The sequence below is a fragment of the Marinobacterium aestuariivivens genome (assembly GCF_042661465.1).
GTDB lineage: Bacteria > Pseudomonadota > Gammaproteobacteria > Pseudomonadales > Balneatricaceae > Marinobacterium_A > Marinobacterium_A aestuariivivens.
The window spans coordinates 1,566,011-1,587,709 of sequence record NZ_JBHSWE010000001.1 but is presented as its reverse complement, the minus strand read 5'-3'; the positions used below and the strand labels follow the sequence as shown (position 1 = coordinate 1,587,709).

Below are 21,699 nucleotides of genomic sequence, written 5' to 3'. Positions count from 1 at the left end.
CCAGGGCATCGCGTAACCCAGCATTGCATTTAGCGGTAAAGCCATTACATGAACAAACCCGGAGCTGCTTGGCCGCTCCGGGTTTTTTATTGTGGGAGCGGCGCCCCCGCCGCGAACAAGTCGGGATGCCATCCCTGTTCGCCGCGAGGGCGCGCCTCCTGCGGGCATCGAAATCAACGGCGCTTAAGCTTGTCGAAATCCTCGGCGCCCGGGCCCAGCGGCTGGCCGTAGCTAAATTCGACGTAGTTGCCGTTGGGATCGCGCAGGCCGCAGTAGTAGCCGACCGGGAAGGGTTCGTCCCGCGGCGCCCAGACCAGGCTGCCGGCCTTGGCCGCCCTGTCGGCGATGCGGTCGACCGCTTCGCGACTCTCGAGTGCGAAGCCGAAGTGGCGGTAGTCGTTGTCGGGCAACTGCAGGTCCCGGCCGCCATTCATCAGCACGAATATAAAGTCGGTCTCGCGTCCGGGCTCGGCCATCCAGCTGATGGTCTGGTGTGCGCTGTGGCGCTCGTGGATCACCTCCATGCCGCAGAAGTCGCGGTAGAAGGCGATGCAGGCATCTATATCGCTGACGTGAAGCGCGAGATGGGTGATACGGGGCGTAACGGTCATGGGAAACTCCCGATTGATGAGCTTTGATGCCTTAACCCTAGAGTGGTGAGTTTCCAGTTTCCAGTTTCCAGTTTCCAGTCGTCCGTAGAGCCTGTGGCTTAGTGTCGAAATCACGTGGGTTGAGGAATGCTGGATGTTTGAGCTCCGGCGTGCTCTCGGAGCGCGTCTCTGCGAACTGTTATCTGATTACCCGAAACGTTCTCCCCACTTTCTGTGGATAATGACCTGAATAACTTATGAGTACTTGTCCCCAGGGCGCTTATCCCGCCGCATGGCGCTTCATGGATACTAAGTGATCGGAGAAAATCCTTTATTTTTCAGGTCTTTGGGTCTTTTCTGCCGGAGCATTCGCAGAGCTGCCGCAGCGCTGATGTCAAGCGTTTCAGCAGATTTTTTCGGGCTGTGAATAAACACTTTTCCACAATTGTGCGGAGTAAGTCTGTGGTTATCGTCGGGGTAACTCCCGCCGGCGGCGGCAGAAGCGGCCGGCACGAATTGAATGGAAAATAGCCAGTTGTTTAGCCGAACCGAGCGTAGCGAACTGCACCGAGGTACAAGGGAGGCGCGATTCGTCAGTATTTGCTCCTGCAATACTGATCTTCCCGCCATCCATGGCGGTTACTGCGCTTATGGCGCCCTAGGATCGGCGATAAGCTGCAGGGTGTAGGTCGCCAGCGCGTCGGCCTGTTCCGGGCTGAGTTGGCGGAAGACCGGGCGGTGCCTGCCGTTGCCGTAGCTGATCATCAATATCAGCTCGTGGTGCCGTAACGGACTGCCAGCCTTGCCGTCTGGAAGGAGGGATCCGGGCGTGGCTTCCAGCGCATGGCATTCCTGGCAGTAGTACTGATACAGCTTGTCGCCGGATTTCAGTTCGGCGGCGGAAGGATCGCCACAACCGCTTAGCAGCAACGCGAGGGGGAGCAGTAAAAGAGGGGCTGGCGGCGGGGGAAACTGCATGTGCAAGCCGGTCTCCCTTTCAGCCAGAGATGCTGAGCGGCAACGGATGGCCTGACAGGTGCAACACAATGCTGGTCAGCGGCACCCGGGGTCACCGCTGCGCATGCCCTTGACCATGTGATCGACCTCGGCGCATTGCAGCAGCAGGGACTCGAGATCGGCAGGCGTCAGACGCCGGGCGCTGTTGCGCACCAGTTGCTTGCGTTTACCGAAGATGCGCTGCTGCTGGCACAGGTTGTCATAGGGCAGGCCCTGGGCGAGTCCTGCCTGGACCGCGTGCAGCATGCGGATCTCCCGTGCCAGGGCCCAGAGCAGAATGGGCGCCTCGGTGCCTTCCTGTCGCAGCACCTGAATGATGCGGGTGCAGCGCTGGGGCTGGCCGACGAGCGCGGCATCGGTGAGGCCGAAGATATCGAAACGGGAGCTGTCGGAAACGGCATCCATGACTTCATCGGCGCCGAGGGTCCGGTCGGGGAAGAGCAGCTGCAGTTTGCTCATCTCCTGCCGTGCCGCCAGCAGGTTGCCCTCGACCCTTTCGGCCAGCAGTTCCACGGCGCTGTCATCGAGCCGCAGGCCCATTCTGGCGGCCCGCTGGCGGATCCATTCGGGCAACTGGGCGGCTTCCACGGGCCAGAGTTCGACGATGACACCGGTCTTGTCGATCGCCTTGAACCAGGCGCTCTTCTTGGCCCTGGCCTCGAGCTTGTCGGCGATGATCAGCAGAACGTTGTCAGGGGCGGGGTTGGCGAGGTACTGCTGCAGCAGCTCGCTGGCGTTCTGTTGCAGTTTCTGGCCGCCCAGGCGCAGCTCGATGATCTTGCGTTCGGCGAACAGCGACAGGGCGCTGGCGCATTCGAGCAGGTATTCCCACTTGAAGCTGCCGTCGACGTGCAGTACTTCGCGTTCGGTGAAGCCCTGCTGCACAAAGGCCTTGCGCAGCAGGTCGCAGCTTTCCTCGGCCAGCAGCGGCTCGTCTCCGGTAATCAGGTAGACCGGCGCGATGCCCTGCTTGAGGCGGCCGGCCAGCTGTTCCGGCTTGAGCTTCATGGGCTGGCGGACGGGGTACCGGCGGCCAGGTAGCGGCGCAGAATCTGGCGCGCGATATCCTGTTGCATCTCCCGGCGCAGCAGCGCTTCCTGCTCGTTCTTGGCGGTCAGGGCGCTGGCATCGTGGGTGTAGACCCTTTCGGTGCGGGCAACGCTGGGCGGAATCAGCAGCTGGTCGCCGCGGCTCACCTGGAAGTGGACTTCGGTGCGCAGCTCGTACTCGTCGGCCTTGATGTCCCCGGTCAGCGTGGCCGTGCGGCGCCCCTGCTTCTCTTCCAGGATTTCGAGGCGTTGCGCAGCCGAGTCAACCAGCTCGATGCCGCTCGAGCGCAGTGTCCGGCCAAGCTCGGTGCGCAGCACGCTGCGTCCTGCCGGCATCACCAGCTCGAGCTCACGCAACGACTCCGGAACCCCGGCGGCACCGCGCAGCTGAAAGCCGCATCCGGCCAGCAGGGCCACCAGTACCAGCAACAGGTACCTCAGTCTCACTGTCATCGGTCCATCCTTTTTCCCTTTCATCCCGGCGGTCGTCCTGACCGCCCCGATGAACAGGGCGCAACTGATTGGTTGAATGGCTCGCACCGGGCGTAGGCCGGTGCGATATCTCAGGGGCTGGTTCAGCCCACGACGATATTGACCAGCTTGCCCGGTACCACGATCTTCTTGCGCAGCTGCTTGTCGCCCATGTGCTTGCGCACATTCTCGTCGGCCAGGGCGGTGTGCAGGATCACGTCCTGATCGGCATCGGCCGCGACGTTGATCTTGGCGCGGACCTTGCCGTTGACCTGTACCACCATCTCGATCGAGCTGCGGGTGAGCGCGGCCTCGTCGACCTGGGGCCAGGGCGCGCTGAGCAGGTCGCCCGCATTGCCCAGTGCCTGCCAGAGGTGATGGGTGATATGCGGTACGATCGGCGACAGCAGCTGGATGGCGGCCTGCAGCGCTTCGCGGGTGACCGCACGGCCCTGCTCGCTGTGATCGACGAAGCGGCCGATGCTGTTGGACAGCTCCATCACCGCGGCGATGGCGGTATTGAAGGTCTGGCGGCGCTCGATATCGTCGCTGACCTTGCGGATGGTCTCGTGCACCTTGCGTCGCAGATCGCGCTGGTCGTCATTCAGCGCTTCGGCATTCAGTTCGGCGACTTCGATGCCCTGCTGCAGGTGGTCGTGGACCTGTTTCCACAGGCGCTTGAGGAAGCGGTGCGCGCCCTCGACACCGGAGTCGGACCACTCGGGACTGCTCCGGCGGCGCGGCGAACATCATGAACAGACGCACGGTGTCGGCGCCGTAGCGGTCGATCATCAGCTGCGGGTCGATGCCGTTGTTCTTCGACTTCGACATCTTCGACATGCCGGCCGGCTCGACCGGCTGGCCGTCTTCGCGGTGGCGCGCGCTGATGACGCGGCCCTTGTCGTCGGTCTCGGTCAGGACATCGGCCGGCGAGATCCAGTTCTTGCCGCCGTTGGCATCTTCACGGTAGTAGGTTTCGGCCAGCACCATACCCTGACACAGCAGCCGGGTGAAGGGCTCGTCGGAATCGACCAGGCCTTCGTCCCGCATCAGCTTGTGGAAGAAGCGCGAATAGAGCAGGTGCAGGATGGCGTGCTCGATGCCACCGATATACTGGTCGACCGGCAGCCAGTAGTTGGCCTGCTGCGGGTCCAGCATGCCTTCACCGTTGCGGGCGCAGGCGTAGCGGGCGTAATACCAGCTCGATTCCATGAAGGTGTCGAAGGTGTCGGTTTCCCGTTCGGCGTCGCCGCCACACTTCGGGCACCGGGTCTGGATGAAGCTGTCCATCTTCTTGATCGGCGAGCCGACGCCGTCGAATTCGACCTCTTCCGGCAGCACCACCGGCAACTGGTCTTCCGGCACCGGCAGGGCGCCGCAGCTGGGGCAGTTGATCACCGGAATCGGCGCACCCCAGTAGCGCTGGCGGGACACGCCCCAGTCGCGCAGGCGGTAGTGGATGCAGGTGCGGCCGCGGCCCTTGCGCTCCAGTTCCTTGGCGATGGCCTTGAAGGCCAGCTCGAATTCGAGATCGTCGAAGTCGCCGGAGTTGACCAGTTCGCCCTTCTCGGTAAAGGCTTCCCTGTCGAGATCGACCGGTACGGACGGATCCAGTGGCTTGATCACCTGCTTCAGCGCCAGGCCGTACTTGTGGGCGAACTCCCAGTCGCGCTGATCATGGGCCGGTACGGCCATCACGGCACCGGAGCCGTATTCCATCAGCACGAAATTGGCGGTCCAGACCGGTACCTTCTCGCCGGTCAGAGGATGTACCGCCTGGAAGCCCAGTGGCATCCCCTTCTTCTCCATGGTCGCCAGGTCCGCTTCGGCGACCTTGGTGTGGCGGCACTCCTCGAGGAAGGCGGCCAGTTCCGGATTGCCGGCGGCGGCGCGCTGGGCCAGCGGATGCTGCGGCGCGACGGCGACATAGGTGACGCCCATCAGGGTGTCCGGACGGGTGGTGAAGACCTCGAGGTCGCCGTCACCCTCGACGTGGAATTTCAGCTCGACGCCTTCGGAGCGTCCGATCCAGTTGCGCTGCATGGTGCGCACCTGTTCGGGCCAGTGCTCCAGCTTGTCGAGGTCGTCGAGCAGCTGGTCGGCGTAGTCGGTGATCTTCAGGAACCACTGGGGGATCTTCTTGCGTTCGACCAGGGCGCCGGAACGCCAGCCGCGGCCGTCGATGACCTGCTCGTTGGCCAGGACCGTCTGATCGACCGGATCCCAGTTGACCTCGGCCTCTTTCTTGTAGACCAGGCCCTTTTCCATCAGCCGCGTGAAGAACCACTGCTCCCAGCGGTAGTACTCCGGATGACAGGTCGCGACTTCGCGGTTCCAGTCGTAGCCAAAGCCCATCTGCTGCAGCTGGTTGCGCATGTAGCTGACGTTTTCGTAGGTCCACTTGGCGGGCGCGACGTTGTTCTTGATCGCTGCATTTTCAGCCGGCAGCCCGAACGCATCCCAGCCCATCGGCTGCAGCACGTTTTTACCCTGCATGCGCTGATAGCGGGAGATCACGTCACCGATGGTGTAGTTGCGCACATGGCCCATGTGCAGCCGGCCGCTGGGGTACGGAAACATGGACAGGCAGTAGAACTTTTCCTTGGCGGGATCTTCGTCGCTACGGAAGCTGTCGTTGGCTTCCCAGTAGGCCTGGGTCTGGGACTCGATGTCCCCGGGCTGGTATTGTTCGTTCATCGGCTCTCTGACAATAAAACCGGCATTCGAGAATGCCGGCTCTTGGGGAACCCCCGACCAAGTCCGAGTCCCGTTGCAACCGGGATCTGTTCGCAGGTTCCTGAGTTCAATGGAAAGTTCGCAATATGCGGCATAGCATACAATAGAAGCGATGCCATCAACAGTGGAATGCACCCTATGAGCGAAGCCCCGCGCAAACCGGAAAACGAACAGGATCCTTCGACCACGGCCTATGACCGTATTCTCAAACGCCTCCTCGACGATCTCGAGGATGCCGAAATCCGTTCCTGGGATTACCTCCAGGAACGCATCGAAGAAGCCGCCCGGCTGGAACTCACCGCCGAGGAGATGACCCGCGACGAGATGGACCTGCTGACGGCCTACCTGAAGCGGGACCTGAAGAAACTGGGCTACTATGCCCACGAGACCGGGGAGGGCATTGCCGCCTGGCTGCATTTCGACCTCAACATTCTCGAAACACGGCTGGTCAACCTGCTCAAGGGCCTTGCCGACCGGACCCGGATCGATCAGGAAACGCTGCGCGAGCGTCTCGACCACGGCGAAGACGATTATCTGGCCGGCGAGATCGCCACTGCCGGCACCCTGGCGTGCCTGAATTGCGGCGCCACCCAGGAACTCACCGAAACATCGCGCATCGAACCCTGCAGTACCTGCGGCAAGGGATACTTCCGCAGGATTTCGAGACCCTGGCCGGAGAGCTGATGCCCCAGAATACCCCAAAAGAATCCAAAGCCGCGGGTAGCGGCTTTCTTGACGGTGCCGACGGTCGGGAACGGCGTGTCGGCGTCGAGATCGAGCTCGCCGGTATCGATCTGGATGCGATAGCCCGTTGCGTACAGGCCACCTTCGGCGGCCATGTCGAGCGGGTGTCGCCCTGCGAACAGCGACTGGTCGGGACCGAGCTCGGCGAGTTCAAGCTGGAACTGGATTTCAGCTATCTGAAACAGCTCGGGCGCGAACAGAGCCACGGTCACAGCAGCGAGCTGGAACAGCTGGCGACCGAGGCCATGGCCGCAGTGGCCCGCAATATCGTGCCTTTCGAAGTGGTGTCCCCGCCACTGCCGATGTCCCGTCTGCCCGAACTCGAGCGGCTGGTCGCGGCACTGCGCGCCGGTGGCGCCCTGGGCACCCGCAGTGCCGCACGCTATGCCTTCGGGGTGCACTTCAATCCCGAACTGCCGGCGCTGGATGTGAATACGCTGCTGCGCTATTTCAAGGCCTATCTCTGTCTCCATGATTGGCTCAGCGCCCGGGAGCGCACGGATCTTGTGCGGCGCCTGAGCACCTTTATCCAGCCGTTCTCCCGGGACTACTGTCGCAAGGTGGTCGACCCCGACTACTGGCCGGACCTGGAGACCTTTATCGACGATTACCTGTACTGGAATCCGAGTCGCAACCGCTCCCTGGACATGCTGCCGCTGTTCGCCTGGCTGGAGCCGGCGCGGGTCAGGGCGGTGCTGCCGGAAGAGAAAATCAATGCCCGGCCGACACTGCATTACCGGTTGCCGAATTCCGATATCGACAACCCGCAATGGCGCCTGCTCGATGCCTGGGAGGACTGGCTGCAGGTCGAGGCGCTGGTGCGGGACACCGAACGCCTGGATGAACTCTGCCGGCGCTATCTGCAGCACTTTTCCAAACTGGCGCCCCAGTTGCTGGTGCCCTGGGCCGAACGGGTGGAACTGTGGTTAAGCGACCCGTCATAGGGGTCACGGGGCCCGATCGTCATATAGCGCCAGCCTGGTGGGCGACGCGGCTGGCGGTCTTTCAGGCCGGGGGCGCCGCTGCGACTGACCGCTTCGACTTACCAGCAGCACAGTCATGACAAGCTGCAGGGGCTGATCATCGGGGGCGGCGACGATATCGATCCGGGGCTCTACGGTCACGACAACGGCAAGGCGCCGATCGATCCGGATCGCGACCGCTTCGAGATCGAGATGATCGAGCATGCGCTCCAGACCCAGTTGCCGATGCTGGGGATCTGCCGCGGTGCCCAGTTGATCAACGTGGTGCTGGGCGGATCGCTGCATGGGGATATCCGCGGCATGCGCCTGCAGACATCCAATTTTCGCACGCCGCTGCCGCGCAAGACCGCGCTGGCGGCCCAGCGCGCGCGCCTGGCCAGGATCCTGGGCAGCGAACGCTGGCGCATCAACAGCCTGCACCACCAGGCCATCGACCGCCTCGGTGACGGTCTGATCGTCGCGGCGCGGGATCTCGATCGTTTCGTTCAGGCGGTCGAGTGCGAGCGCGGGCGTGAGATCATCGGCGTGCAGTGGCATCCCGAATACCTCGCCTATCTGCCGACCCAGCGTCGCCTGTTCCGGCACCTGATCGACTGCGCGAAACAGTCGAAACCGGAGTCACTGGACGAGTAGGTTGGAATGAGCCCCGAGGGGGCGAATTCCGACAGCCGGCGCAACGCGCCGGAATGCTACATCTTGCGGAATCGTGGGTTGAGTTTGACACCCGGAATTCGCTTCGTGTCATTCCAGGCTAAGGCTTCAAGCTTTTGGCTGCATCCGTTAAGCTTCCGTTTCCTGCAGGAAACGGAAGCTTAACGGATGCTTGAATACCTGCTGCTCTTCGGCGGCGCCTTCGCCGCAGCCACCATCCTGCCGTTCTACTCCGAGGTATACCTGGCGGCGCTGCTGCTGGATCAGCCCGAGCAGTGGCCCTGGCTCTGGCTGGTGGCGACCCTGGGCAATACCGGCGGTTCGGTTCTGAACTGGTGGCTTGGGCGCTATCTTCTGCATTACCAGGACCGGCGCTGGTTCCCGGCGAAGAAGACCGACCTCGAGCGGGCGCAGCGCTGGTTCCAGCACTTCGGCGTCTGGAGCCTGCTGTTCGCCTGGCTGCCGATCGGCGGCGATGCGCTGACCTTTATCGGCGGCCTGATGAAGGTGCGCCTTGACCTCTTCGTGGCGCTGGTCGCCATCGGCAAGGGCGTACGCTATCTGGTGGTGATCCTGTTTGCTGACATCCTGCTGTTTTAGGTAACGCGTCACCCGTCACCCAAGACATCATCCACCCAGCTCAACGCGGCCATTACCGCAGGGAAGCCGATGGTGCTGGTCAGCAGCAGGATGGCATGGCGTACCTCGTCGGCGCTGGCACCAGCATCGACGGCGCGGCGGGCATGGCTGTGCACGGCGCCTTCCGAGCGGGTGCTGGCGGCGGCGGCAAGCTGGATCAGCTGGGCGCTTTTTTCGTCCAGCGGACCCTCGTCGCGCACCGCCTTGCCAAGCTCGTCGATGGCGCCGGCCAGTTTCCTGTACCGGCTGCGAAAATCCAGGTAGTTCTGTGGAAGTCGTTTGTCGGCCATGCTGCACCTCACCTCTGTCCGGGCTTCAGTAGCAGATTAGCAGTTATCTCCGGCTCTCGAGGCACTGAGGCGCTGTCGCTGCAGACGCGGCATGGCGATCAGGCAGCCGAACAGGGCCAGGACAAGCGCCGGCCAGGCGCCGAGACGCTGGAAGGGAGTGAGTCCTTGCATACCCTGTACCTCCCCGGCCAGCAGAGCCGTCTGGTAACGAGGCGCTTCGGCGCGGATGCGGCCGTCGGCGTCGATCAGCGCGCTGATGCCGTTGTTGGTGGCACGGATCAACCAGCGGCCGGTTTCCAGCGCCCGCATCCGCGCGATCTGAAGGTGCTGATCCGGCGCAATCGAGTGACCGAACCAGGTATCGTTGGAGACCGTCAGCAGCAGGTCGGATTCGAGGCTTTCCCGGCGCACCAGTTCGGGGTAGGCGATCTCGTAGCAGATGGCGGCGGCGAGTCGGTGATCGCGAAACGGCAGCGGTGGCTGTTCCGTCTGCGGCAGGCTGAAACTCGACATCGGCAGGTCGAAGAAATCGATCAGGCCGCGCAGCAACGTTTCCAGCGGCACGTACTCGCCGAAGGGCACCAGCCGCTGCTTGTGGTAGACCGCCCGCTCGGGGCTCAGCAGCGCCAGACTGTTGTGAAAGATGCGTCTGGACGGATCTTCGGCATCGGTCAGTACCGAGGGCAGGCCGGCTATAAGGCCGGTACCGTTGTCGGACAGCGTCTGCAGGAAGGGCGCGAGATGGGGTTCGGCGCGTCCCAGGGGGCCGGAATGGCGGTTTCGGGCCAGATCAGCAGGTCGACGTCGCCGAGCCGCATGCTGAGGCCCATGTAGCGGTTGAGGATGTCCGGCAGCAGGTCGCGCTGCCATTTCAGTTGCTGCGGAATATCACCTTGCACCAGGCCGACCCGCAACGGCTCGCCGGCCGGTTTCGTCCAGGCGCCCTGCAACAGCAGCGGCACCAGCAGCACCAGGCTGATCAGGGCGGCGGGCAGAATGCGCTCATTCCTACGGGAGGGTGGCTGTGGAGTCAGCAGCAGCTGAACGCTGCCGACGCCGAGCAGCAGCGCCACCAGGCTCGCGAGCCAGACGCCCCCGAGCGGCGCCCAGGCGGCCAGCGGCGTATCGAGCAGCGGGTAGCCGAGATAGAGCCAGGGAAAACCGGTCAGCAGCCAGCTGCGAACCCACTCCCAGATCACCCAGAGGCCGACGAAACCGAGCCACTGCCGGGCGCCGGTGCGCCCGAACAGGCGTCCGAACATCCAGCCCTGGGCCGCACTGAACAGCGCCATGCCGGCCACGAAGGCCGCCGTGAGCAGGCCTGCGAGGAGAGTCGAGGCGTTGCCGTAGGTATGGATGCTGACGTAGACCCAGGAAGTGCCGACACCGTAGAAGCCGAGCCCGAACAGCCAGCCGAGCCAGCCACAGCGGGCGGCACTTTGCCGCTTCAGGCTGAACCAGAACAGTGCCGGCATCAGCAGCGCCAGCGGCCAGAGGTCGAAGGGCGCGAAGGCCAGCGGCGTCAGGCCGCCAGCCAGCAGCGCGCCCAGTGCCCGAAGCCAGAAAGGCCAGGAGGAAAAGGAACCGCGATCCGTCGCACTCATCTAGTACCGGTTTCCAGAAGTATCCGTTTTCATCTGTCGTCAGCGTGCCTGGCGGCTGACCTGCAGCAGACGGATGCGCCGGTTGTCGGAGGCCAGTACCTTGAAGCTGAACTCGTCCAGTTCGACGCTTTCGTCCTTGCGCGGCAGGTGGCCGAAGCGCTGGGTCACCAGTCCGCCGATGGTATCGAAGTCGTCGTCGGGCAGGCCGACATCGAAGTATTCGTTGAAATCCTCGATCGGCGTCAGCGCCTTGACGATATAGCCATTGTCGTCGAACGGGCGGATATTGCCGTCGTCATCGTCGATATCGGTTTCGTCCTCGATCTCGCCGACGATCTGCTCGAGCACGTCCTCGATGGTGATCAGGCCAGCGACTCCGCCGTATTCATCGACCACCACCGCCATATGGTTGCGGGTGGCGCGAAATTCCTGCAGCAGGGTGTTGAGGCGCTTGGATTCCGGAATCACGGTGACCGGGCGCAGCGCGCTGCGGATGTCGAAGCTGTCGCAGTTGTCTTCGAGGATCAGCGGCAGCAGCTCCTTGGCGAGCAGGATGCCGAGGATTTCATCGGGGTTCTCGCCGACCACCGGAAAGCGGGAGTGGGCACTGGAGATGATCACCGGCAGGAAATCGCGCGGTGACTGTTCCACCTGTACGACGACCATCTGCGAGCGGGGGACCATCACGTCGCGCACCTGCATGTCCGAGACCTGCATCGCGCCCTCGATGATGCCGAGGGCTTCCTGGCTGAGGATATTGTCGTCGACCGCTTCGCGCAGCAGGTACAGCAGATCATCTCGGGAACGGGGTTCGTCTGTCAGTGCCTGGGCAATGCGGCCGAACCAACTTCGGGGTTGGCCTCCCGATCGGTCAACGCTCATTGGGGGTCCTCGGTTAGCGTGCTTGGTAGGGGTCAGGAATGGCAAGGTCGGCGAGAATCTGCTGTTCCAGCGACTCCATCTCGTCGGCGTCCTCGTCATTTATATGATCGTAGCCGAGCAGATGCAAGGTCCCGTGTATGACCATATGGGCCCAGTGGTCCAATTCGGGTTTCTGCTGCTCGACCGCCTCGCGGGCGACGACTTGGGCACAGATCACCAGGTCGCCGAGCAGGTCCAGGGGAATGCCCTCGGGCACTTCGAACGGAAAGGACAACACATTGGTGGGCTTGTCCTTGCCGCGGTACTGCCGGTTCAGCGTCTGGCTTTCGTCGGCGTCGACGATGCGGATGCAGAGCTCGGCGCCGTCGTGGCGGCTGCCGAGTGCCGCGTCGACCCATTGCTGGAACTGGGCTTGCGAGGGCAGACCGGTCGCATCGGTCCCGATCTGCAGTTCGATGCAGGCTGTCACGATTGGCGGGCTCCTGGGCTGCTCGTCGGCGGTTGCCTTCTCGAAACGGTCATAGGCCTCGACGATGTGCTGCACCAGCGGATGACGTACCACGTCCTTGGCCGTGAAGTGGGTGAACCCGATGTCCTTGACGCCGTCCAGCACCCGCATGGCGTGCATCAGCCCCGACTGGGTATTGCGCGGCAGGTCGACCTGGGTGATATCGCCGGTAATCACGGCCGTGGAGCCGAAGCCGATACGGGTCAGGAACATCTTCATCTGTTCCCGGGTCGTGTTCTGGCTTTCGTCGAGGATGACGAAAGAGCCGTTGAGCGTGCGGCCGCGCATATAGGCCAGCGGCGCGACCTCGATGACGTTGCGTTCGATCAGCTTGGTCACGCGCTCGAAACCGAGCATTTCGTAGAGTGCGTCATAGAGCGGGCGCAGATAGGGATCGACCTTCTGTGCCAGGTCGCCGGGCAGGAAACCGAGCTTCTCGCCGGCCTCGACCGCCGGGCGCACCAGCAGGATGCGGCTGATCTCTTCGCGCTCCAGCGCCTCCACCGCGCAGGCCACGGCCAGGTAGGTCTTGCCGGTACCGGCAGGCCCGATGCCGAAGTTGATGTCGAAGTCGCGGATGGCTCGGACATACTGCTGCTGGTTGGCGCCGCGCGGACGGATATGGACCTTCTTGGTGCGGATGCTCACCTCGGCATCGGTCTTTTCGAGCCTGCTCTGCAGCAGCTCGACGCCGGACTGCTGCAACTGCAGGTGGACCATCTCCGGCGTCAACTGCACGCCCTTCCTGGCTTCGGCATAGAGGCGCTCGAGAATTTCGCCCACGACCTTGACGATATCGAGATCGCCGATCAGCTGGAAGTGATTGCCGCGGTTGCGGATTTCGATATGCAGGCGCTGTTCGATCAGCTTGAGGTGTTCATCGAGCTGGCCGCAAAGATTGGCCAGGTGTTCGGGGTTGTCGGGTTCCAGGGTGAGTTTTAGCGATTGCGCAGTGTTCAATTTGGCTCCTGTCGTCCGGGCGACGGCGCCGCCCGGTTACGAAAAAGGCATTCAGTGTGTTTGATCCAGCTCGGAACCGATCAGTTCCCCGCGCAGCGAATTGGCGTAGGCCTCGACGATGCGCACGTCGGCGAAGCATCCGATCAGGTCCGGGTCGGCACAACGGAAGTTCACCACCCGGTTGTTCTCGGTGCGGCCCGACAGTTCGCCCGGGTCCTTCTTCGAGTAGCCATTGACCAGGATGCGCTGGACGCTGCCGACCATGCGGCGGCTGATCTGCATCGCCTGGGCGGTGATACGGTCCTGAAGAATTTTCAGACGCTGTTTCTTGGTCTCTTCCGAGACGGTGTCGGACAGGTCCGCGGCCGGTGTGCCGGGGCGGCGGCTGTAGACGAAGCTGAAGGAGTGGTCGAATCCGACCTCCTGAATCAGGTTCATGGTGGCCTCGAAATCGGCATCGTTTTCGCCCGGGAATCCGATGATGAAGTCGGACGAGAAACTGATCTCCGGACGCAGCTTGCGGATGCGGCGCAGCTTGGACTTGTACTCCAGCGCCGTGTGGCCGCGTTTCATCGCCATCAGAATGCGATCGGACCCGCTCTGCACCGGCAGATGCAGGTGGCTGACCAGTTCCGGCACCTCGGCGTAGACATCGATCAGGCTGTCGCTGAACTCCACCGGGTGAGAGGTGGTGAAGCGGATGCGGTCGATGCCGTCGATGCCGGCTATCAGGCGGATCAGTTCGGCCAGGTCCGCGTTGTCGCCGTCATGGGTGGCGCCGCGGTAGGCGTTGACGTTCTGCCCCAGCAGGTTGACTTCGCGCACGCCCTGTTCGGCCAGTTCGACGCATTCGGCCAGGACGTCGTCCAGCGGCCGGCTGACCTCTTCGCCGCGGGTATAGGGCACGACACAGAAGGTGCAGTACTTGCTGCAGCCCTCCATCACCGAAACGAAGGCTTCGGCGCCTTCGACCTTCGGTGCCGGCAGGTGGTCGAACTTCTCGATTTCGGGGAAGCTGACATCGACGACGCCTTTCTGGCCCTGGTGGGTCAGATCGATCATTTCCGGCAGTCGGTGCAGCGTCTGGGGGCCGAAGATCATGTCGACATAGGGCGCGCGTTCGTAGATGGCTTCGCCCTCCTGGCTGGCGACGCAGCCGCCGACACCGATCACCAGATCGGGCTTGCGATCCTTGAGCTTGCGCCAGCGACCGAGCTGATGGAATACCTTTTCCTGGGCCTTCTCGCGAATCGAACAGGTGTTGAGCAGCAGGACATCCGCTTCGTCGGGATTGTCGGTCAGCTCCAGTTCATGGCTTTCGCCGAGCAGATCGGCCATGCGGGCGGAATCGTACTCGTTCATCTGGCAGCCATGGGTTTTGATAAACAGCTTTTTCGCCATCTCTCACCTGTATTGGTTGAACGGTTTCAGCGGGAGTCGCGCCGGGACGCAGTGTCCCGGCGCGACTCCCGGGAGCGCCCACGGATACGGGCGGGGCTCCCGAAAGGACCGCGCATTATACTGAAAGGCGCCGGGGCTGACCAGAATTTGAGCAACCTTGCAAAGCCGCAATTCGCCCTCATATAGGGAGCATCAGTTGCAGTGTCGAAAAGCGAGAGCAGAGAATCGATGGCCAGTGATGAACGGATGTACCGGGTGCAATTCGTCAACCAGGACCAGGTATACGAAGTCTACGCCCGTCATGTCTATCAGAGCGAGATGTGGGGCTTTATCGAAGTCGGGGAGTTTGTCTTCGGCACCCGCTCGGAGTTGCTGGTGGATCCGGGCGAAGAAAAGCTGAAGAAGCAGTTCGGCGACGTCAAACGCTCCTTTATCCCGATGCAGGCGATCATCCGCATTGACGAGGTGAAACAGGAGGGCGTACCGAAGATCAGCGAGGCGAAGGGCACCATCACGGCCTTTCCGCTGTCCGTACCCCCGCGCAGGGACAAATAAGCCGTCTGCCCGGCCACCTGGAGTCGGCCGGGCGTCGCGTTACTGCTGCACCACCAGGTTGGTTCTGCAGCTGTTGTTCAGGCCGGTGTCGAGGATATCGCCCAGACGGCTCTCGTTGTAATACTCGTTGGCCCCGTCCATGTAGATGATTTCCACCCCTTCGACCTCGAAGCAGGCGATCTGCTTGTGCTGCCAGATCTTGTCCCACTTGTGCTCACCCGGCGGTGCGAGCGGGCGGAAGGGGCCCGCGACCCGCAGCCAGGCATCCGGGCGGTTGGTCTTCTTGGCCGGGACGATGTGCCCTTCGGCATCGTAGGCGGTGGTCTTGAACATCACGAACTGCAGGGTCTGGTCCGAAACGTTGCTGAAGCGGATATGGGCGTCGGTCAGCCCTCCCTTGCCGGGTTGTCCGGGCTTGAATCCGTGGATCTGAACGACCGGCTCCTTCAGCGGCTTGACCTTGACGACCGGCTCGGGCTCGGGGGCCGGGGGCTCGGGTTTCTTGAACATACTGTCGCAACCTGCCAGCGCAATCGCGCAAGCGACGGGTAACAGCACTTTCCAGGCTTTCATTTGAACAGGCTCCTGCTAGATTCCGTGTCTTTATTCTTCCTGCCGCTGTCGTTCATGGCAGACAGCGGGCACCTGGGGCCTCCTGTCCACCGCTACAGCAGTTTCCGGATTGTCGCACGTTGCAGCTTCAGCTTGTACTGTCGCCGGAGAGTATCAGCAGCGTTTTCGACGGGCGCCCCGGAATCTCGCGGGCGAGCCGCGGAACCAGGAAACCGGGCAGTTCCGACTGCAACTCCAGCACCAGTGCACGGGCCTCATCGTCGGACACATCGAAATGAGCGGCGCCGGCGACCGCATCGAGCACAAATAGATAATAGGGCAGGATGCCGGCGCTGAAGAGGCGTTCGCTGAGATTTTTCTGTGCCGCGACACTGTCGTTCACGCCGCGCAGCAGCACCGCCTGGTTGAGCAGGGTGACGCCGGCCTGTCGCAGACGGGCAACGGCGCCAGCCACCTCGGCATCGATTTCGTTGCCGTGATTGCTGTGCAGCACCATGACGCTCTGCAGGCGGCTGCCGGTCAGAGCCTCGATCAGACTGTCGGTGATCCGCTGCGGAATCACCACCGGCAGTCGGCTGTGCACCCGCAGCCGGGCCAGATGCGGAATCTGCGCCAGGTCGCCGATCATCCGCGCCAGCCGACGATCGCTGGTGGCCAGTGGATCGCCGCCGGAAAAGATCACCTCGTTGACCTCGGGGTGCCGGTGCAGGTAGTCCAGCACCTCGCGCCACTGATCCGGCCCCAGCCGGTTTTCATCATAGGGGAAGTGACGGCGGAAGCAGTAACGGCAGTTGATCGCGCAGGCACCGGTCAGTATCAGCAGCACCCGGCCTTTGTATTTGTGGATCAGTCCGTCGCGATGATTGGCTGCCGCTTCCGCCAGCGGGTCGGTGACATAGCCCGGCACCGCCACCCGCTCGGCGCCCAGTGGCAATATCTGGCGCAGCAGCGGGTCATCGGGATCGCCCCTGCGGATGCGCCTGAGGTAGGGCAGGGGGACCCGCAGCGGGAAATCGCCGGCCGCGGCAATGGCCGGTGCCAGCAGGCTGTCGGGCAGCGCCAGCTGGCGCAGCAGTTCGGCCGGATCATCGAGGGTATGACTGAGCAACTGCTGCCAGTCGTCTAGCTGGGTGACGGGGAGATTCATGGAGGCGCACTACCGGAATTTGCTCGCATTCTGCTTTCAAGTAGAATAGCTGTCAATTTTCGGGCGCTGCCCGGATCGTTAACGCTCATCAAGCCCCCGAGTCTTATTGCATATGGCAAATTATTCCGCGAACCAGTTCAAGAACGGCCTGAAAATCATGCTGGACGGTGATCCCTGCACCATGACGGACGTCGAGTTCGTCAAGCCCGGCAAGGGCCAGGCGTTCACCCGCGTCAAGATGCGCAACCTGATCACCGGTCGTACCTGGGAAAAAACCTTCAAGTCCAACGAGTCCGCCGAAAGCGCCGATGTCATGGACCGCGATATGGAGTACCTCTATTTCGACGGCGAGATGTGGCACTTCATGGAGCCGGCGACCTTCGAACAGTATGCGGCCGACAAGAATGCCGTCGGTGATGCCCACAAGTGGCTGAAGGAGCAGGATCGCTGCATGATCACGCTCTGGAACGGCAACCCGATCGCCGTGACGCCGCCGAACTTCGTCGAGCTCGAAGTCACCGAAACCGACCCGGGTCTCAAGGGCGATACCGCCCAGGGCGGCTCCAAGCCGGCGACCCTGAGCACCGGCGCCATGGTCCGCGTGCCGCTGTTCATCGAAGTCGGCGATGTGCTGCGCATCGATACCCGTACCGGCGAATACGTCAGCCGCGCCTGATCCGGTCACGGTCGACCCGGCAACGGCAGCTTCGGCTGCCGTTGCCGTTTATGGAATCCTGTCGTCTTTGGTTGGTATCAGGCGGGCTACGGCAGTTTTCCTCACGATCGGCAAAGAAACCTGTGGAAACCTGAATGACATCAGAAGACTGGCGCCCGAGCGCGGCGATCGAAAACCTGCGCCGACGCGCTGATATTCTCGGCACGATCAGGCGCTTCTTCGCCGAGCGCGGGGTGATGGAAGTCGATACCCAGCTGCTGTCCCACTGCGCGGTCAGCGATCCCTTTATCGACAGCATCGAGGCGGCGTTCCGGCCTGTACCGGACGCTCCGGCGCAAAGTCTGTATCTCCAGACCTCGCCGGAATATGCGATGAAGCGCCTGCTGGCGGCCGGTAGCGGCGCCATCTATCAGCTCGGCAAGGTATTCCGCAACGGCGAAGTCGGCAGCCGTCACAACCCGGAATTCTCGATGCTGGAGTGGTATCGACCCGGCTTCGACGACGCTGACCTGATGGACGAGGTGGCCGACCTGGTCGCGGCCGTGCTGCCGGATTTCGCACCCCAGCGGCTCAGCTACCGGGCGCTGTTCGAGCGGGAACTGGGTATCGACCCGCATCACGCCACTCTGGGCGAGCTGCAGAGGCTCTGTCGCGAACATGTCGATGCCGATTTCGATGACGACTCGCGCGATACCTGGCTCAACCTGCTGATGTCGCATGTTGTCGAGCCGCGCCTGCAGGGCGGTGTTTTCGTCCATGACTTTCCCGCCTCCCAGTCGGCGCTGGCCCGGGTGCGCGAGGATGCCGCGGGCGTACCGGTGGCGGCGCGCTTCGAGCTCTTTATCGACGGCATGGAGGTGGCAAACGGTTATCACGAGCTGACCGATGCCTGCGAACAGGCCCGGCGGCTCCAGGCCGATCAGCGCAGTCGCGGTGGCCTCGGTCTGCCGCAGCGTCCGCTGGAAAAACGTCTGGTCGGCGCGCTGGAAGCGGGGCTGCCGGATTGCGCCGGGGTGGCCCTCGGCGTCGACCGGCTGGTGATGCTGGCCCTCGGTACGCGCTCGATCCGCGATGTGATCGCCTTCCCGTTCGATCTCGCGTGAGCGGAGAGATGTAGGGTGGCAATGAGCGAAGCGAATTCCACCATTTCGTTGGCCGATACGCCGGTGGAGCGCCACCCGGTGGAATTCGCAGGCGCATTCCACCCTACGCCGGAAGATGGTTGAGCATGGCGCTGCGGATGCGCCGCACCGCTTCCTCGAGCAGGCCGCGGGGACAGCCGAAATTGAGGCGCATGAAGCGGTCGTCGCCGAAGTCCCGCCCCGGCGACAGGCCGACGCCCGCCTGTTCGAAGAAATGCGCCGGGTTTTCCAGCTTGGCCGCCGATACGTCTATCCAGGCCAGGTAGGTCGCCTCGACCGGCTCCATTGAGAGCCCCGGTATGCCGTTGAGCTCCCTGACCAGGTAATCGCGGTTGGCGCGAAGGTAGTCGATCTGGCGGCGGTTCCAGTCGTCGCCGTCGCGGTAGGCCGCCAGCGCCGCCGTATAGCCCAGCAGGTTGACGTCCGGCACGATGCCCTTGCGGGCCCGGGTAAAGGCACGTCGCAACTCGGGATCGGGAATGATGGCGAAGGAGCAGCCGAGGCCTGCGATGTTGTAGGTTTTGCTCGGCGCCATCAGGGTGATGGTGTGGGCCTCGATCTGCGGATTCAGCGAGGCCAGGGGCAGATGTCCGAGCTCCGGCTCCAGAATCAGGTCGCAGTGGATTTCGTCGGAACAGACCACCAGGTTGTGCCGCTCGGCAATGGCGGCGAGACGGTCGAGTTCCTCGCGCCGGTAGCAGGTGCCGCCGGGATTGTGCGGATTGCAGAACAGCAGCAGTTTGCTGTCGGCGGTGATGGCGGCCTCCAGCGCATCGAAGTCCAGGATCCAGCGGCCATCCTGCTGCTGCATCGGTATCGTGACCAGCTGGCGCGAACTGAGTCGCGGCGCCGACATGAAGGGCGGGTAGACCGGTTTCGGCACCAGCACCGTATCGCCGTCGGCGCCGACGCTGCGACAACTCAGGTTCAGGCCGCAGACCAGCCCCGGCAGCCAGACCAGCCAGTCGGATTCGATGCGCCAGCTGTACAGGCGCTGCATTCTGTCGATTACCAGCGATACGAGTTCGGCGGGCGTGTTGGTGTAACCGAACACACCATGGGTGATGCGCTGCTGCAGCGCCTCGATGACCGCCGGCGGCGACATGAAGTCGGTGTCGGCGACCCACATCGGCAGGATTTCGGTATTCCGGTATTTTTCCCACTTCTCGCTGGCGGTATCACGCCGGTCGATAATACGGTCGAAATTCTCTGGAGCCATGCTGCACCTGTATGCCTGTCGTCTGTTAGCTGAGCATTGTAAAGGTTCCGGGTTGCAAATGGTCAATACGGGGTTTAAGTTACCGGCCACGAACCGGGGTGCGCGCAGCGCCGCCCCAGCAGCGCTGTCCGACGTTCTCCTCATCCTGCCTGTTTGGCTGTATTCTTTTATCCAGGCGATCCGGAGCCTGCGGCCGCGGCAGCCGGGCGAACCTTTTTGGAGCATTTCCGATGAGCGATAACAACAGAGTCATTATCTTCGATACCACCCTGCGCGACGGCGAACAGAGCCCCGGCGCCTCGATGACGCGGGACGAAAAACTGCGTATCGCCCGACAGCTGGAGAAGATGCGCGTCGACGTCATCGAGGCCGGTTTCGCGATCGCCAGCCCCGGTGACTTCGAAGCGGTCAAGACGATCGCCGACACCATCCAGGACAGCACCGTCTGCTCGCTGTCCCGTGCGCTGGATGCCGATATCGACCGTGCCGGCGAGGCGCTGCGCAATGCCAACAGCGGCCGCATCCATACTTTCATCGCCACCTCGCCGATCCACATGAAGTACAAGCTGCAGATGGAGCCGGACCGGGTGGTCGAGCAGGCGGTACGGGCGGTCACCCGTGCCCGCGGCCTGATCGACGACGTCGAGTTCTCGCTCGAGGACGCCAGCCGCTCCGAGTTCGACTTCATGTGCCGCATTATCGAGAAGGTGATCGATGCCGGCGCCCGCACCATCAATATTCCCGATACGGTCGGCTATGCCGTACCGGAAGAGTTCGCCGCCACCATCCGCCGGCTGCGTGAAACCATCCCCAATGCCGACAAGGCGATCTTCTCGGTGCACTGTCACAACGACCTCGGCCTCGCGGTGGCCAACTCCTGGCCGCGGTTTCGGCCGGCGCGCGCCAGGTCGAATGTACCATCAACGGTCTGGGCGAGCGGGCCGGCAACGCGTCCCTCGAAGAGATCGTGATGGCGATCCGCACCCGCCACGATACGCTGGGTGTTGTTACCGGCATCGATACCACCCAGATCGTCCCGGCTTCGAAGCTGGTCTCCAGCGTGACCGGCTTCCCGGTGCAGCCGAACAAGGCGATCGTCGGCGCCAACGCCTTCGCCCACGAGTCCGGCATCCACCAGGACGGTGTGCTGAAGCACCGCGAGACCTACGAGATCATGACCGCCGAAGATGTCGGCTGGCACACCAACCGCATGGTCCTGGGCAAGCACTCCGGCCGCAATGCGTTCCGGACCCGGCTCGAGGAGCTGGGCACCAGCTTCGCGTCCGATACCGAGCTGAATACCGCCTTCGCGCGTTTCAAGGAGCTGGCGGACAAGAAGCACGAGATCTTCGATGAAGACCTGATGGCGCTGGTCTCCGACGCCCGGGCCATCGCCGGCAACGAGAAGTATCAGCTCAGCAGTCTCAAGGTCACCTCCCAGACCGGCGAGGTGCCCGAAGCCTCGGTGACGCTGATGATCGGCGGCCATGAAAAGACCGCGGTGTCCGAAGGCTCCGGCCCGGTCGATGCGACCTTCAAGGCGATCGAGGCGATGGTGCAGTCCGGCGCCAGTCTCGAACTCTATTCGGTCAACGCCATCACCAGCGGCACCGACTCCCAGGGTGAGGTCACGGTACGGCTGGAACTGGGCGGGCGCATCGTCAACGGCCTCGGCGCCGATACCGACATCATCATCGCCTCGGCCAAGGCTTACGTCCACGCGCTGAACATGCTGGATGCCAATATCCAGAAAGCGCACCCGCAGGTCTGAACGGACAGATGATGCAGAGCGAGCAGCGGCGGCACCGGTATCTCGAAGCCCTGGGCATTCCCAGCTGGCTGCCCCGTGCGCCGCTGCCGGG

The 21,699-nt window shown here is 63.1% G+C and carries 21 protein-coding genes and 3 pseudogenes; 8 read left to right on the top strand and 16 right to left on the bottom strand.

Annotated elements, in window-relative coordinates:
• Positions 1 to 173: 173 nt before the first annotated feature.
• From ACFQDL_RS08305 to leuS, 5 genes and pseudogenes are all read right to left on the bottom strand, one after another.
• Positions 174 to 611, bottom strand: coding sequence for a VOC family protein (locus tag ACFQDL_RS08305; RefSeq protein ID WP_379908596.1), 438 nt, complete (start codon positions 609 to 611; stop codon positions 174 to 176).
• Between the two features lie 627 nt (positions 612 to 1,238).
• Positions 1,239 to 1,568 (bottom strand): c-type cytochrome, encoded by a 330-nt coding sequence (locus tag ACFQDL_RS08300; RefSeq protein WP_379912964.1) that lies wholly within the window; start codon positions 1,566 to 1,568, stop codon positions 1,239 to 1,241.
• Between the two features lie 75 nt (positions 1,569 to 1,643).
• On the bottom strand, positions 1,644 to 2,615 hold the full coding sequence (holA, locus tag ACFQDL_RS08295) for a DNA polymerase III subunit delta (protein ID WP_379908595.1): 972 nt from the start codon (positions 2,613 to 2,615) through the stop codon (positions 1,644 to 1,646).
• Positions 2,612 to 3,109, bottom strand: coding sequence for an LPS-assembly lipoprotein LptE (locus ACFQDL_RS08290; protein ID WP_379908594.1), 498 nt, complete (start codon positions 3,107 to 3,109; stop codon positions 2,612 to 2,614). The genes holA and ACFQDL_RS08290 overlap by 4 nt, the downstream gene beginning before the upstream one ends.
• Positions 3,110 to 3,231: 122 nt before the next feature.
• Positions 3,232 to 5,824, bottom strand: a pseudogene (gene leuS, locus ACFQDL_RS08285) (leucine--tRNA ligase).
• Positions 5,825 to 6,001: 177 nt separating this feature from the next.
• Here leuS and ACFQDL_RS08280 point away from each other — a divergent pair.
• Together ACFQDL_RS08280 and ACFQDL_RS08275 are read left to right on the top strand one after the other, a co-directional pair.
• Positions 6,002 to 6,547, top strand: coding sequence for a zinc ribbon-containing protein (locus tag ACFQDL_RS08280; protein WP_379908593.1), 546 nt, complete (start codon positions 6,002 to 6,004; stop codon positions 6,545 to 6,547).
• Positions 6,547 to 7,551: an amidoligase family protein gene (locus ACFQDL_RS08275; protein WP_379908592.1), complete on the top strand. Its 1,005-nt coding sequence runs from the start codon at positions 6,547 to 6,549 to the stop codon at positions 7,549 to 7,551. The genes ACFQDL_RS08280 and ACFQDL_RS08275 overlap by 1 nt, the downstream gene beginning before the upstream one ends.
• Positions 7,552 to 7,554: 3 nt before the next feature.
• On the opposite strand, the gene ACFQDL_RS08270 is transcribed toward ACFQDL_RS08275, so the two are convergent.
• On the bottom strand, positions 7,555 to 7,794 hold the full coding sequence (locus tag ACFQDL_RS08270) for a hypothetical protein (RefSeq protein ID WP_379908591.1): 240 nt from the start codon (positions 7,792 to 7,794) through the stop codon (positions 7,555 to 7,557).
• Here ACFQDL_RS08270 and ACFQDL_RS08265 point away from each other — a divergent pair.
• On the top strand, positions 7,684 to 8,223 hold the full coding sequence (locus ACFQDL_RS08265; RefSeq protein WP_379912962.1) for a gamma-glutamyl-gamma-aminobutyrate hydrolase family protein: 540 nt from the start codon (positions 7,684 to 7,686) through the stop codon (positions 8,221 to 8,223). The genes ACFQDL_RS08270 and ACFQDL_RS08265 overlap by 111 nt on opposite strands.
• A 186-nt stretch (positions 8,224 to 8,409) precedes the next feature.
• The gene (locus ACFQDL_RS08260; protein WP_379908590.1) at positions 8,410 to 8,841 is read left to right on the top strand and encodes a YqaA family protein; all 432 of its coding nucleotides are present in this window, start codon (positions 8,410 to 8,412) and stop codon (positions 8,839 to 8,841) included.
• An 8-nt stretch (positions 8,842 to 8,849) separates the two neighbouring features.
• Here the strand turns inward: ACFQDL_RS08260 and ACFQDL_RS08255 are convergent, their stop codons facing one another.
• The 7 genes and pseudogenes from ACFQDL_RS08255 to miaB all read right to left on the bottom strand — a co-directional run bounded on the left by ACFQDL_RS08255 (position 8,850) and on the right by miaB (position 14,525).
• On the bottom strand, positions 8,850 to 9,170 hold the full coding sequence (locus ACFQDL_RS08255; protein ID WP_379908589.1) for a carboxymuconolactone decarboxylase family protein: 321 nt from the start codon (positions 9,168 to 9,170) through the stop codon (positions 8,850 to 8,852).
• 36 nt (positions 9,171 to 9,206) lie between these two features.
• The gene (gene lnt / locus ACFQDL_RS08250; RefSeq protein WP_379912960.1) at positions 9,207 to 9,866 is read right to left on the bottom strand and encodes an apolipoprotein N-acyltransferase; all 660 of its coding nucleotides are present in this window, start codon (positions 9,864 to 9,866) and stop codon (positions 9,207 to 9,209) included.
• Complete coding sequence (lnt, locus tag ACFQDL_RS08245) at positions 9,863 to 10,774, bottom strand: apolipoprotein N-acyltransferase (protein WP_379908588.1); 912 nt, start codon at positions 10,772 to 10,774, stop codon at positions 9,863 to 9,865. The genes lnt (ACFQDL_RS08250) and lnt (ACFQDL_RS08245) overlap by 4 nt, the downstream gene beginning before the upstream one ends.
• Before the next feature lie 39 nt (positions 10,775 to 10,813).
• A complete protein-coding gene (locus ACFQDL_RS08240; protein WP_379908587.1) occupies positions 10,814 to 11,656 on the bottom strand; it encodes an HlyC/CorC family transporter in 843 nt (280 codons plus the stop codon).
• A gap of 13 nt (positions 11,657 to 11,669) precedes the next feature.
• Positions 11,670 to 12,125: an rRNA maturation RNase YbeY gene (gene ybeY, locus ACFQDL_RS08235; RefSeq protein WP_379912958.1), complete on the bottom strand. Its 456-nt coding sequence runs from the start codon at positions 12,123 to 12,125 to the stop codon at positions 11,670 to 11,672.
• A gap of 18 nt (positions 12,126 to 12,143) precedes the next feature.
• Positions 12,144 to 13,124: pseudogene (locus ACFQDL_RS08230) on the bottom strand (PhoH family protein); the annotation flags it as partial.
• A 51-nt stretch (positions 13,125 to 13,175) separates the two neighbouring features.
• On the bottom strand, positions 13,176 to 14,525 hold the full coding sequence (miaB, locus tag ACFQDL_RS08225; protein WP_379908586.1) for a tRNA (N6-isopentenyl adenosine(37)-C2)-methylthiotransferase MiaB: 1,350 nt from the start codon (positions 14,523 to 14,525) through the stop codon (positions 13,176 to 13,178).
• Between the two features lie 228 nt (positions 14,526 to 14,753).
• Between miaB and ACFQDL_RS08220 the strand changes: the two genes are divergently transcribed.
• Positions 14,754 to 15,080, top strand: coding sequence for a DUF1820 family protein (locus tag ACFQDL_RS08220; protein WP_379908585.1), 327 nt, complete (start codon positions 14,754 to 14,756; stop codon positions 15,078 to 15,080).
• A 39-nt stretch (positions 15,081 to 15,119) separates the two neighbouring features.
• On the opposite strand, the gene ACFQDL_RS08215 is transcribed toward ACFQDL_RS08220, so the two are convergent.
• Together ACFQDL_RS08215 and epmB are read right to left on the bottom strand one after the other, a co-directional pair.
• Positions 15,120 to 15,590, bottom strand: coding sequence for a hypothetical protein (locus ACFQDL_RS08215; RefSeq protein WP_379908584.1), 471 nt, complete (start codon positions 15,588 to 15,590; stop codon positions 15,120 to 15,122).
• A 190-nt stretch (positions 15,591 to 15,780) separates the two neighbouring features.
• Positions 15,781 to 16,800, bottom strand: coding sequence for an EF-P beta-lysylation protein EpmB (epmB, locus tag ACFQDL_RS08210; RefSeq protein WP_379908583.1), 1,020 nt, complete (start codon positions 16,798 to 16,800; stop codon positions 15,781 to 15,783).
• 112 nt (positions 16,801 to 16,912) lie between these two features.
• Here epmB and efp point away from each other — a divergent pair, with 112 nt between their 5' ends.
• Entirely contained in the window at positions 16,913 to 17,476 is a 564-nt protein-coding gene (gene efp, locus ACFQDL_RS08205; protein WP_379908582.1) for an elongation factor P, read from the top strand.
• Between the two features lie 134 nt (positions 17,477 to 17,610).
• Positions 17,611 to 18,579 (top strand): EF-P lysine aminoacylase EpmA, encoded by a 969-nt coding sequence (gene epmA, locus ACFQDL_RS08200; protein ID WP_379908581.1) that lies wholly within the window; start codon positions 17,611 to 17,613, stop codon positions 18,577 to 18,579.
• 103 nt (positions 18,580 to 18,682) lie between these two features.
• Here the strand turns inward: epmA and ACFQDL_RS08195 are convergent, their stop codons facing one another.
• Positions 18,683 to 19,837 carry a MalY/PatB family protein gene (locus ACFQDL_RS08195; protein ID WP_379908580.1) on the bottom strand — a complete coding sequence of 385 codons (1,155 nt, stop codon included), beginning with the start codon at positions 19,835 to 19,837 and terminating at the stop codon, positions 18,683 to 18,685.
• 230 nt (positions 19,838 to 20,067) lie between these two features.
• On the opposite strand from ACFQDL_RS08195, the pseudogene ACFQDL_RS08190 reads away from it, so the two are divergent.
• Positions 20,068 to 21,608 (top strand): annotated as a pseudogene (locus ACFQDL_RS08190) (2-isopropylmalate synthase).
• The last annotated feature ends 91 nt before the right edge of the window (positions 21,609 to 21,699 follow it).